Source organism: Nesterenkonia lacusekhoensis (assembly GCF_017876395.1).
Classification (GTDB): Bacteria; Actinomycetota; Actinomycetes; order Actinomycetales; family Micrococcaceae; genus Nesterenkonia; species Nesterenkonia lacusekhoensis.
In genome coordinates, this window is sequence record NZ_JAGINX010000001.1 from 2138198 (window position 1) to 2149998 (window position 11801).

The window sequence follows — 11801 nt, forward strand, 5'->3', positions numbered from 1 at the left end:
GCGACCCTTTCTATGAAAAGCAACGACCAGAACATCCCGAGCAGGGATTCCCTTTATGTTAACAACCTGAGGCTACGATGCGCACATGACCACCGGTGATGCAGACCACGCCACAGGGGACAGAGTGCCCACACCCCTGAACAAGAAGGTCATCACCGCCTGGAGCCTCTGGAGCTGGGGAAACTCCACGGTCAGCGCGGTGATGGTGACATTCGTCTTCGGCACCTATCTCGCGGCCGAACATTTCGGCCCCGATGACCGGGGCGCCCAGTGGCTGACCACCGCGAACGCGATCGCTGGGGCGATCATCGCGGTGACCGCTCCGGTGATCGGCCAGCGCGCGGACCGGGCTGGCCGGCGTCGTCTGTGGCTGACCATCAACACCTTCCTGGTGGTGGGGCTGGTGGCCGCCTGCTTCTTCGTGAAGCCGGAGCCCGGGTTCCTGCTGCTGGGCGTGACCCTGATGGCGTCGATGACGCTGTTCAACGAGTTCGCGGAGCTGAACTACAACGCGATGATCACCGACATCGCGGATTCCTCACGCATGGGGCGGGTCTCCGGGATCGGGTGGGGCTCCGGCTATCTGGGAGGGATCGTGATCCTCGCCCTGGTCTACTTCACCCTGGTGGCCGGAGATCCGCCCCATGCCTTCGGGCTCGGCGAGGATGAGGCGATCAACATCCGCATGGTGGCTGTGGTCGCCGCCGTCTGGTTCCTGATCTGGGCGCTTCCGCTGCTGCTGATGCGCCCACCCACCGCCGACGCCGCTGCCGGTCAGGACGCTTCGAAGCTGAGCATCTTGCAGTCCTATCAGCGCCTGTTCCGACTGATCCTCGGCCTCTGGCGCCAGGACCGGAACACGTTCTGGTTCCTGGCATCCTCCGCGCTGTACCGGGACGGGCTCTCCGCGGTGTTCACCTACGGTGCGATCCTCGGCGTCGGGGTCTTTGGGATCGACGCCGGGGACATCCTGATCTTCGGCATCGCCGGCAACGTGGTGGCCGCCCTGGGAGCCTTCGCCGGCGGCTGGTTCGATGATCGGATCGGCCCGCGCCAGGTGATCATGTTCTGCGTGGTCTCCCTGGTGGTGGTCGCCGCCGCCCTGTACTTCCTGGACGTGGAGCGTGAGATCTTCGGAATCACGCTGACCCCGACGGCCTCGTTCTGGATATTCGGCCTCGCGCTGTGCCTGTTCGTAGGCCCGGCGCAGGCCTCCTCACGCGCCTTCCTGGCGCGGCTGGCCCCGCCGGACCGCGCCGGCGAGCTCTTCGGGCTCTACGCCACGGCCGGGCGCAGCGTCTCCTTCATGACTCCGGCACTGATCAGCCTGCTGCTGTGGGCGATCGGCGGGCAGAAGTCGATCATCATCGGCGTGATCGTGATCCTGGGCGCCGGCCTGCTGATGCTGCTTCTGGTGCACAATCCCACCGGCCGCGCGAAGATGGTCGAGCACGGGTTGCGCTGAACGCCGGCGGGTGGCCGGCCGCGCTGCCGGAGGGGGATGTTTGATCAGATACGCACGCAACTGAGGCCGGTTCCGACGAAATGACGGCACTATCTGATCAAGCCTCGGCGCAGCAGGTCCTCTCAGCGCAGATCCAATGTTCTTCGCACCTCGCGGACCGTACGACGAAAACCTTCGCGGGCATCGTCGTCGTAGTAACGCAGCACGGTCCACCCGCGGCTGAGGAAGTACCTGTCCACCCGCCGGTCCTGTTTGGCGCGTTCGGCGTCGAAGTGGACCTGGCCGTCGTACTGGAGAGCGACCTTCTGCGCCGAATAGCCGGCGTCGGCCTCTGGGGACCGCGGATCCTGAGGGTCAGCCGAGACCTGCAGCTGAGGTTCAGGAAGCCCGGCGCGGACCAGAGCCAGGCGCATCCGGGTCTCCTGGGCAGAGTCGGCGCCCACACGGATGTGGCCCAGCGCGTCGGCGGCCCGGCGGTGACTCGGATCGTAGCGATGAGCACGCAGGTAGGCGGCAAGCACCTCGAGACTGCTGTACGGGCGGCCCCGCTTCTCGTACTGGAACCGTGGCTGGCGGACCAGGGCATCCCCCAGAGCGATGAGCTCATCGTGGCGCAGCACGGCAGCGCACTCCAGGAACATCCGCTCCGCACTGCTCACCGGCAGCCGCCCCACTGTGCGGAGCTCACCGGCGTGGGCGGTCGCTCTGTGAGGGCGGACTCCCTGACGGCGCACCGGCGCAGCGTCTCTCGGTGTGGTGATGTGCAGGTCCTGCTCCGCACGGCGAGGCAGCGGAAGGCGGAGAAGCTGAGCCACAGTGGTGTGCGAGACCCAGGAACCCGGGTGGTCCGCGGTGACGCCCAGCGCCCGCATCCGCAGACGCCCGTGAGGATCCAGGGCATCGGCGGCGAGCTGTGGGAGGAAGACGCCGGACCCCAGCGGCGTCATGTCACCCCGTCTCAGCCGCCGCGTGGGGACGCCGTGGCGTCGCAGCAGCGCGGCCGTGAGCGGCAGGCCGTCCAATGCCGTGGGGAGCGGGGTCGCAGGGCGCATACCCTCATCCTGCTGGGAAACCCGCGAAGCCGTCCGACGTTATCCACAGGTCCGGGGCGAGGGCCCGGCGTCGGAGGAGCGAGGCTAGAACAGATACGCGCGGAACGTCAGGCCGATTCCGGAGAAATGGCGGCCCTATCTGATCAAGCCTCGGCCGAGGCCCGCGCCCCCGCGTCACTCTTCGATGATGGTGCGGTGGAAGTTCTCGTGGGAGCGCGACGCCGTCGGGCCCCGCTGGCCCTGATACCGCGACTGATGCGTCGCGGAGCCGTAGCCGTATTCTGCGGCCGAGCTGAGCCGGAAGAAGCACAGCTGGCCGATCTTGGAGCCGGGCCACAGCTTGATGGGCAGCGTGGCCATGTTCGACAGCTCCAGGGTGACCTGCCCGGAGAAGCCCGGATCGATGAACCCGGCGGTGGAGTGGGTCAGCAGCCCCAGACGGCCCAGGGACGACTTGCCCTCCAGGCGGGCGGCGACGTCGTCAGGCAGGGTGACCTGTTCATAGGTGGCCCCCAGTACGAGCTCTCCGGGGTGGAGCACGAACGGCTCCTCCGGGTCCACCTCCACCAGGCGGGTCAGATCAGGCTGCTCCACTGAGGGGTCGATATGGGCGTATTTGTGGTTGTCGAAGAGCCGGAACATCCTCTCCAGGCGCACGTCCACCGAGGAGGGCTGGACCATGGACGGGTCGAACGGGTCCAGCTGAATGCGGCCGGCGTCGAGCTCTGCACGGATGTCTCTGTCTGAAAGCAGCACGAGCTCCACGATATTGCATCATGACCGGTCCCCACGCCGCGGGGTGCGGATATTTTCCGCTGAGGGCCGAGTCCGGTCTGCTCGTATTGCGTTCTGCGGTGCAGACGTGATCGCGTGGAGTAATGACTGAGAACCAGACCCCGCAGTCCGAAGAGACCCCGCAGGCCGAAGAGCTTCCCTCCCTGGAGCAGGTCCTGATCGCCGGCAAGGACGGCCAGGCCCAGCCCGCAGATGTGGTGCGCGCATTCCTGACCAACACTGTCTTCTTCCTGACCCCCAATGAGGTCAGCGATGAGAGCAGCACCGTGAACCCTCTGACCGTCCAGGATCAGGAGGGCAACCCGCTGATCGCGCTGTTCAGCACCCAGGAGCAGTTCCCGGCCGAGTACCTGGAGCAGGCTCCGCACGCTGTCGACGCCCCGGGTGTGGCCGTGGTGCAGTCGATCACCGGCGTCGGCGTGATCATCGATCCGGGCGCCGAGCACGGCTTCCAGATCTCCGCCGAGGGAGTGGAGCGCATCCGCACCGACTTCCTGGAAGCAGCCGCTGAGGCTGAGCAGGAGTAACTCCCCCTCTCTCCATGCGATTCGAGCGGGGTTTCTGCCCTTTTGACGCCGGATATCGGGCCAAAAGGGCAGAAACCCCGCTCGAATCGCATTAAATCGCCTTAAGGGGAGCTCTCAGACCGCGCGGGTCAGCTGGTCCGCGCCCAGCATCCTGCGCCGCACCGTAGAGGAGAGCTGTTCGGCCAGCAGCACCACGGCCAGGATCATCAGGATGATCAGGAAGGCCGTGTCGAACTGCCTGACGTTGAAGGCGGTGGTCAGCTCCCCGCCGATCCCGCCGGCTCCGACCATGCCCAGCACGGTGGCCCCGCGGATGGACTTCTCCACGCAGTAGAGGCTGGTTGCGGTGAAGGAGGCGAACGCCGCCGGCAGCACCGCGTCCACGACGACGGCGACCCCTCCGGCTCCGGTGGAGCGCAGAGCATCGATGGGGCCGCGTTCGACCTCTTCGATGCGTTCGGCGAAGAACCGTCCGGCGAAGCCCAGCACATCCACAGTGATGGCCAGGATGCCGGCCAACGGGCCCAGGCCCACGGCCATCACAAAGATCAGTGCCCACACCAGGTCCGGAATCGCGCGCAGCGTGGTCAGCACAAACCGCATGAGATAGGCCAGCGGCAGGAACGGCGTCGTGTTCTGCGCGGCCAGCAGAGCCGCGGGAACCGAGAGCACGACGCCGATCACAGTGCCGATCAGCGCGATCTCCACAGTCTCCAGCATGGCCTCAGCCAGGGTGGGGAACCGTTCGGTGTTCGGCGGGATCGCCCCGGTGATGAAGTCCCAGATGTTCTCCGGGCCGCGCAGCAGCCGGGCATAGTCGATGTCCATCCGATAGAGCCCATGCAGAGCCAGGCCCAGGATGATCGCCACGATGACCACAGTGCTGCCGCGGGGAGGCTGCAGCCGCGGCGGCGCAGAGAGGCGCTCTGCTGAGGACTGGGCCGGTGCTGAGCGCTGGGTCTGTGCTGAGGCGGAGGTCTGCTCAGTGGGCATACATCACCTCGTCCTCGGCGGTATAGAGCCCTTCGAGCTCATCATCCGCCACACGGGACATATAGGTGTCCATGTCGATCCGACCCTCACGCAGGGCGACCAGGCGGCTGCCGTAGTCGCGGGCGAGCCCCAGCTGGTGCAGTGTGCAGATCATGGTCAGGCCCTGCTCCTCGGTGACCTCCCAGAGCAGATCCATCACGGCACGGCCGGCCCGCGGGTCCAAGGCCGCCACGGGCTCATCGGCCAGGACCACACGCGGCTGCTGCATAAGCATCCGGGCGATGGCCACCCGCTGCTGCTGTCCGCCGGAGAGCTGCTCGGCCCGGCGCCCGGCCACATGGGCCAGGCCCACCCGCTCCAGAGCCTCCATGGCCTCCTCGCGCTGTTCGCCGCGCGCACTGGAGGCGAACCAGTTCCGAGAGGACCTCACCCGGCCCAGAGAGCCGTGGATGACGTTGGTGAGCACGCTGAGCTCGCGCACCAGGTTGATCTTCTGGAAGACCACGCCCACATCCTTGCGCAGGGCGCTGATCTCACGCTTGCGGGCGGTGCAGACGTCGGTGCCCAGGACCTCCACCGTCCCCGACGTCGGGCGGACCAGTTTGGTCAGGCACTTCTGCAGAGTGGACTTCCCGGAGCCGTTGGCCCCCAGCAGCACCACAGTCTCACCAGCGGAGACCTGAAGGTCCACGCCGGCGAGCGCCTGAGTGCCGTTGGGGAACTCCTTGCTGAGGCCCTGAACTCGGATCACGGGATCATGCATGATCAGACCTCCTCTGCCGAGGCTGTTGTGTGGGCACTTTGAGGTGCTCTGGAGAGCGTCTCGGCGCTGAGAGCGCCACAAAGTGCCCACACAACGGTGACTGCGGATGGATCATTCGTCGTCCTCGGCGTCTTCCTCGTCCTCGTCCGGCATCTCGGCGTAGTCCTCGAAGCCGGCGGCCTCGAAGGCGCGGCGGACCGGGTCGTAGTCGGAGTCCTCGGCGTCGACGAACTCGGAGTTCATGTACTTGTCGTTCTCCCCGGTGGAGACGATGGCCTCCAGCAGCACGTCCTGGTTGTCGATGAGCTGCTCCTCGAGGAAGTCGGCGCACTCCTGGCCGAGCCCCTCGCGGGCGACGAAGAGATCGTTGGGCAGGTCCGGGCCCTCCTCCAGGACCTCGACCTCGCCCTCGCCGGCGATCTCGTCGATGGTCTCCTGATCGTCGATTCCGGTGCCCAGGGCGTCGCCGTCGCCGGCTGCGAAAGCCTCGATGTGGGTGTCGGAGAGCGGGGTGATCTCCACGTCGCCGGCGTCGGGGTCCAGTCCGGCAGAGTCGAGCATCTCCAGCGGGCCGAGGTGGCCGGCGGTGGAGCCGACCTCCTCGGTGATCATCTGGCCGCTCTCGAGGTCCTCCACGGACTCGATGTCGGAGTCGGCGCGCACAAAGATGGCGGGCCGGTAGTTCTCGCGGGTCACGCCCACCAGGGAGACGGCATCGGCCTCGGCCTGCAGGACCACGTACTCGGCGGGGCCGGTGAGCAGGACGTCAAGGTCGTCGTATTCCAGCGCTGTGGCCGCAGCGGTGCGGGAGGACATGGGCTGGAACTCGATCTCCAGGCCGGTGGCCTCCTCCAGGGCGACGCGGAAGTCTTCGAACTCCAGCTGCAGGACCTCCAGGCCCTCCACGCCGGTGTCGGAGAAGCGCAGCTGGTCTGTTCCACAGACCTCCTGGCCCTCACCGTCGGCGGCGGTGGCGTCGGCGTCGTCGCCGCAGGCGGCCAGTGCGAGCAGTGAGACGGCGGCCATTCCGGCCATAGTCCTGCTGCGGGCTGCGTGGAAGCGCATAGGTCAGATTCCCCCTCAAGGAATGGTGATGTGAGTGACAGCTGTCCACTCTTCTCGTTCGACGTGACCATTCGGCTTCAGCAGGATGAACCGCAGCCGAACTCCCGGTGACCCCGCGTGAGCCCCAGGTCAGCCCGGCAGGAGTAGGGTGGTGCCCGCGGTCGCAGCGTCAGGGATGTGAGACGGGCCGGGTTCCACAGTTGTGAGGAGGCATTTCTATGGGGGCGGTGCTCTCCGGGTTCAGCGTCATCTGGATCATCATCGCGGTGGGCTACCTGCTGGGCCGCTTCCGGGTGTTGGGCACCGATGCGCGGATCGTGCTCAGCCGCGTGGTCTTCTTCGTGGCCTCCCCCTGCCTGCTGTTCGTGACGATCTCCGCGGCCGACGTGCGCGATGTGCTGGGGCCGGCGTTCCTGATCGCGGGGATCAGCGCGTTCACCATGCTCTTCCTCTATATGGTGCTGGCGCGGCTGCTGTTCCGGCGGCGCAGCTTCTCCGAGCTGATGGTGGGCGGGCAGGGCGCCTCGCAGGTGAATGCGGCCAATCTGGGCTTCCCCATCGCGGCGTATGTGTTGGGCGATGTGGCGCTGGCCGCCCCGGTGATGGTGTTCCAGCTGGCGATCTATCTGCCGGTGCTGGTGGCCACGCTGGATCAGTCCACCGTGAAGGAGCACGACGCCGACGCCGCACCTGGCGCGAAGACCTCTGCTCTGCGGCGGGTGGCGCAGACGGCGGGCAATCCGGTGATCATCGGGGCGCTGCTGGGCCTGCTGTTCTCCTGGCAGGAGTGGAGCTTCCCGGAGCCGATCCACAATTCGATCGAAATCCTCTCCGGGGCGGCGATCCCGCTGCTGCTGATCTCCTTCGGGCTGTCCCTGGTGGGGAACCGACCGCTGGATAAGTCCTCCGGCCAACGCAGGGATGTGCTGCTGGCGGTGATCGTGAAGCTGATCCTGCACCCGCTGCTGGCCTGGACGGTGGCGGCGTTCCTGTTCGGGCTGGACGGGCTGGCGCTGTATGCGGCGGTTGTGATGGCCTCGCTGCCCACGGCTCAGAACGTGCTGGTGACCGCGGTGCGGTATCAGACCGGTGAGCCGATGGTCCGCGATACCGTGCTGATCACCACGGTTCTCGCGATCCCCGCGATGATCGTTGTAGCGGTGCTGCTAGGAGTGTAGTGGTGGTGCGGGTGCGCGTGGGCGCGGCGGCGGGCGCGGTTGCGGGCGCGGCGGCCGGTTTGTCACCGGCTTATCGACATATCACCGGGTAATTTCACGGTGATGAGTCGATAGAGCGGTGACAGATGAGCTGACGACGCCGACGGCTCGGCTGGGACGTGGCACCGGTCAGTCCTGCACGCCCCGAAATCTAGTCAGCCGGACCCTCGTACAGGCCTTCTGACTCTTGGATGACCTCCTGGCTGACCGTGTCCAGGCAATGCTCCGTTATCGGGCTCTTCGCGTTTGAGGGTGTAGCAATTGCGGGGAAGTAGTGGCGTGGCGGTGTGCAGATAGACGTCGAGGCCTTCCGAAGATGGAAGTTCTCACACTGCCCATCTAGAAAGACCTCGACGTGGCCAAGCCTACTTTCACCACCCCTGACATCGATAGTTTCTGCCTGGTCGACCAGCTCGGACTCACCATCACCGGCCAACGCCTCGAAGAACACCGAGCCGTGTTGGAATGCCGCGTCCGCGAAGACGACCCATGGTGCCGGCACTGCGGCGCCGAGGGCGTCTCCATCGGCACCGTCGTGCGCCAGTTGGCGCACGTGCCCTTGGGCTGGCGTCCCACCACACTCGTGGTTCGAGTGCGCCGATACCGGTGCGCTGACTGCGCCCGAGTCTGGCGCCAAGACACCAGCTGCACCGCGGCACCACGAGCGAAACTCAGCCGCCACGCGCGGGTCTGCTGAAGGTTCGGTTGACCGTCGGGCTTATGCCGCCAGGGCGACGGCATCCTTGTGAACGGTCTCGTATTCGACCGGAGTCAGCTTACCCAGCCTCCGCTGTCGGCGGCGGCGATGATAGGTCGCTTCGATCCAGTGAATGATCCGGGCTCGCAACTGATCCCTGGTGGCCCAGGACTGCCTGTTGAGCACGTTCTTCTGCAACGTCGAGAAGAAGCTCTCCATCGCCGCGTTATCCCCAGCAGCCCCGACCCGTCCCATGGACCCAGCCAGCTTGTATCCCTTCAGCGCCCGCTGGAATTTCCGTGAACGAAATTGCGACCCTCTATCCGAATGGACAATGCATCCGGCCACCTGGGAGAGGCCTCCGCGGCGGGAAACCGCATCATGCAGGGCGGCCACAGCCAGCCGTGATTTCATCCTGGAATCGATCGCATAGCCTACGATCCGGTTGCTGAAGACATCCTTGATCGCACATAAGTAGAGCTTGCCCTCACCGGTACGGTGCTCGGTGATGTCCACCAGCCATTTCTGATTCGACCTGGTGGCGGTGAAATCCCGGGCCAGCAGGTCATCACAGACTGGCGGGCCTGGCTTCTTGTGATTCTTCCTGCCCTTGCGCTGAGTGGCGGAGAAGATCTGCTGCTGTGAGCACAGCCGCCACACCCGCCGCTCAGAGGCCCGGTACCCGGCGGCGGCGAGCTCATCAGCGATGAACCGGTGCCCGAACTCCGGGTCATCAGCATGAACATCGATTGCGGCGTTGAGCAGGTGGGCCTCCTCCCAATCCCGCTGAGAAATCGGGGCTGCTGCCCATTTGTAGAACGCTTGCTTGGTGAAACCCAGAACCCGGCAGGTCACCGCCACCGGCACCCCGGCGGCGGCAAGGTCACGGACCAGCGGGAACATCATTTTGGGGAGGCCCCACCCAGCTTCAAATTCGCCTGGGAGAGATACGCCGCAGCTTCGCGCAGGACCTTGTTCTCCTGCTCCAGCTCACGGATCCGGCGCAGCATCTTCGCCTGTTCCCGAGGCTCCTCAGCATCCTTAGCCGGCTCGATCCCGTGCTCTTCGAGCTTCGCGGCCCGGACCCAGGACTGCAGCGCAGATTTCGAGCAGCCCATATCCGCGCAGACCTGCTTCTGGCTCATCCCGCCAGCAACCAGCTCCACGGCGGTCCGGCGAAACTCCTCGGTGTAGACGACTTTCGGCATGACTTCCATCCTTCCTGCTTTCTAAGCAGTCTTGAAGTCAACCGAACCTTCAGCAGACCCTCGTGGCCGCTTACCGCAACCCTTCGAAGAGCGAGGGCAAGAAACAGCTCGAGGCTGTCATCGCTTCACTGCGCCGGGCGGTGCCCCGCCGATTGCAGGAGTTGATCAGCCTGGGGAGGACCTTCAATCGCCGGGCTGCGGACATCCTGGCTTACTTCGAGAGGCCTGGCACTTCTAACGGGCCTACAGAAGCGATCAACGGCAGGCTCGAGCACCTGCGCGGCACTGCACTGGGGTTCAGAAATCTCGCCCACTACATCGCGAGATCGCTGCTAGACACTGGAGGCTTCAGACCGTTGCTACACCCTCATCTGCGATGAGCCCTCAATCATCTCCTGGTCGACTTCCTCCATGCACTGAACCGTGTTCCGACGGTCCACGTACGTTCCCTGCTCCTCCAGAGCATCATCGATTCGGAGCGTCCGCTCGTACGCTTCGTTCGGAGGCGTTGTCGCTACATCCAGAATCACTGGAACTCCGGAGCCGTCCTCTCCTTCGCCCCAGTCAGGGAGGTCCTCCACGAGCTGGTCCACATCGACGCTGTCTCGCTCAACGGTCGCGCGAGCCTCTTCAACAAAGCAGTACAGAGAACGGTGCGAGCTCCGATCGTATGAGCCTTCGATCTTGTCGAAGTCGCACCAACCATCATCACAGTAGAGCTCCTCGGCGGACGGCGTCTCCTCCGCCGCACCGCAGCCGACGAGGAACACCAGCCCCGCGGCAGCCACCCCACTCATACCCTTGGACTTCAGTGACATCACTGCGCCGCCCGCTCTCGCCGTCGTTCTTCCCTCGCCTCTTCCCTGAACTCCTCGATGGCTTCGTGGTTCGACGCATGCTCCGTGCAGCGAGTCTTACAGATGATCTGCACGTTCTCTTCTTCAGAAGGGGCCTCGCCTACGACGAACACCCGGCCGTCCTCAGCGCGTGCCGCCTACATGATGCCCTGGGCGCTGTCCTCGCTCTGCCGGTTCACTTCCCCGTTCGGCGCGAAGCCAAGTTCATCCCCAATGCGCTCGGCCACAGAATAGGCTTCCCCGACGTCGATCTCCGGGTGAGTGAAGAAGACTTCGTTTCGGCATTCGTCCTCACCAGAACAGTCGGCAGTGGGCCCGCGGTATTCCACGTAATACTCAGGACTCCACTCATCGGCGGATTCCGCCCGCAGAACCATTCCGTCTCCGATATGGTCCTCCAAGAGCCCGACGACGACGCCGATCTCCTCGATCTGCTCCTCCCGGCTTTCGCCGGGCCCCAGATCGACATTCCCATCAGGCGCTCCAGGCTCCTGGTCGGCGCACGCTAACAACCGCGACGCCAGTCTCACTCGAACGTGCGGGATCCTTAGGAACCCTCACGCTCCCTCCGGCGCTCCTCACGCGCCTGTTCACGGAACTTTTCCATCGCCTCATCATGAGACTCATGGGTGGAACAACGAGTGTTGTAAACAACTTCGATCAAGCCAGAATCGCCGCTCTTCTCGCGCACAACCAAACTCCGACCCCCTTCGCCGCGTGCTCCGAAAATCATTCGCGACCCAGCGGAACCATCGTCATTGAGGTCGTCGTTTGCTGTAAAGCCAATCTCCCCTGAAATACGCTCCGCTGCCGCGTAGGCCTCCTGAGAATCTAGGCCCGGGTAGTCGAAAATAACACGATTTCGATAGGAATTATCGTCTGAACAGTCTGCTGTCGGACGCCGGTTCTCCTCGTGATACTCGGGAGTCCATTCGTTCGCACTATCATCGCGAAGCACAGGATCTTCACCCATATGCTGCCCCAAGAGGCCGACAATTACTTCAATTTCGCTGATCTGTTCCTGCCGGGATTCCCCGGCCCCCAAATCGACGCTCACGTCATCACCCTCTTGCACTGATCCAGTATCGGCACATGCACCCAACATGAGCGCACCCACCATTATGACGACTACGCCAAGGCTTGACCTCGTAGCCATTGCCCC

Annotated in this window: 11 protein-coding genes and 3 pseudogenes; 6 read left to right on the plus strand and 8 right to left on the minus strand. The window is 64.9% G+C overall.

Annotated features, from left to right (window positions below; genetic code table 11):
• Window positions 1-85: 85 nt before the first annotated feature.
• Window positions 86-1465 (plus strand): MFS transporter, encoded by a 1380-nt coding sequence (locus JOF45_RS10080; RefSeq protein ID WP_210049505.1) that lies wholly within the window; start codon window positions 86-88, stop codon window positions 1463-1465.
• Between the two features lie 122 nt (window positions 1466-1587).
• Here the strand turns inward: JOF45_RS10080 and JOF45_RS10085 are convergent, their stop codons facing one another.
• Both JOF45_RS10085 and dcd read right to left on the minus strand, forming a co-directional pair.
• Complete coding sequence (locus tag JOF45_RS10085) at window positions 1588-2517, minus strand: PDDEXK family nuclease (RefSeq protein ID WP_210049506.1); 930 nt, start codon at window positions 2515-2517, stop codon at window positions 1588-1590.
• Window positions 2518-2691: 174 nt separating this feature from the next.
• Window positions 2692-3273 carry a dCTP deaminase gene (gene dcd, locus JOF45_RS10090; protein WP_210049508.1) on the minus strand — a complete coding sequence of 194 codons (582 nt, stop codon included), beginning with the start codon at window positions 3271-3273 and terminating at the stop codon, window positions 2692-2694.
• A 122-nt stretch (window positions 3274-3395) separates the two neighbouring features.
• On the opposite strand from dcd, the gene JOF45_RS10095 reads away from it, so the two are divergent.
• Window positions 3396-3839, plus strand: a complete 444-nt coding sequence (locus JOF45_RS10095; RefSeq protein ID WP_210049510.1) for an SseB family protein — start codon at window positions 3396-3398, stop codon at window positions 3837-3839.
• Window positions 3840-3953: 114 nt separating this feature from the next.
• Here the strand turns inward: JOF45_RS10095 and phnE are convergent, their stop codons facing one another.
• The 3 genes from phnE to JOF45_RS10110 all read right to left on the minus strand — a co-directional run bounded on the left by phnE (window position 3954) and on the right by JOF45_RS10110 (window position 6660).
• Entirely contained in the window at window positions 3954-4832 is an 879-nt protein-coding gene (phnE, locus tag JOF45_RS10100; protein ID WP_210049512.1) for a phosphonate ABC transporter, permease protein PhnE, read from the minus strand.
• The gene (gene phnC, locus JOF45_RS10105; protein ID WP_210049514.1) at window positions 4822-5595 is read right to left on the minus strand and encodes a phosphonate ABC transporter ATP-binding protein; all 774 of its coding nucleotides are present in this window, start codon (window positions 5593-5595) and stop codon (window positions 4822-4824) included. Before phnC ends, phnE begins: the two co-directional genes overlap by 11 nt.
• A gap of 111 nt (window positions 5596-5706) precedes the next feature.
• Complete coding sequence (locus JOF45_RS10110) at window positions 5707-6660, minus strand: PhnD/SsuA/transferrin family substrate-binding protein (protein WP_210049515.1); 954 nt, start codon at window positions 6658-6660, stop codon at window positions 5707-5709.
• A 218-nt stretch (window positions 6661-6878) separates the two neighbouring features.
• On the opposite strand from JOF45_RS10110, the gene JOF45_RS10115 reads away from it, so the two are divergent.
• The gene (locus JOF45_RS10115) at window positions 6879-7838 is read left to right on the plus strand and encodes an AEC family transporter (protein WP_210049517.1); all 960 of its coding nucleotides are present in this window, start codon (window positions 6879-6881) and stop codon (window positions 7836-7838) included.
• A gap of 394 nt (window positions 7839-8232) precedes the next feature.
• Window positions 8233-8556: pseudogene (locus JOF45_RS10120) on the plus strand (transposase family protein); the annotation flags it as partial.
• Between the two features lie 39 nt (window positions 8557-8595).
• Here JOF45_RS10120 and JOF45_RS10125 read toward each other — a convergent pair.
• Window positions 8596-9782, minus strand: a pseudogene (locus tag JOF45_RS10125) (IS3 family transposase).
• 47 nt (window positions 9783-9829) lie between these two features.
• Between JOF45_RS10125 and JOF45_RS10130 the strand changes: the two are divergent.
• Window positions 9830-10162: pseudogene (locus tag JOF45_RS10130) on the plus strand (transposase); the annotation flags it as partial.
• Here JOF45_RS10130 and JOF45_RS10135 read toward each other — a convergent pair.
• A complete protein-coding gene (locus JOF45_RS10135) occupies window positions 10142-10600 on the minus strand; it encodes a hypothetical protein (RefSeq protein ID WP_210049519.1) in 459 nt (152 codons plus the stop codon). The pseudogene JOF45_RS10130 and the gene JOF45_RS10135 sit on opposite strands and share 21 nt — an antisense overlap.
• Between JOF45_RS10135 and JOF45_RS10140 the strand changes: the two genes are divergently transcribed.
• Entirely contained in the window at window positions 10594-11148 is a 555-nt protein-coding gene (locus JOF45_RS10140; protein WP_210049522.1) for a hypothetical protein, read from the plus strand. The genes JOF45_RS10135 and JOF45_RS10140 overlap by 7 nt on opposite strands.
• Before the next feature lie 38 nt (window positions 11149-11186).
• On the opposite strand, the gene JOF45_RS10145 is transcribed toward JOF45_RS10140, so the two are convergent.
• Window positions 11187-11696 (minus strand): hypothetical protein, encoded by a 510-nt coding sequence (locus JOF45_RS10145; protein WP_210049524.1) that lies wholly within the window; start codon window positions 11694-11696, stop codon window positions 11187-11189.
• Between the last annotated feature and the right edge of the window lie 105 nt (window positions 11697-11801).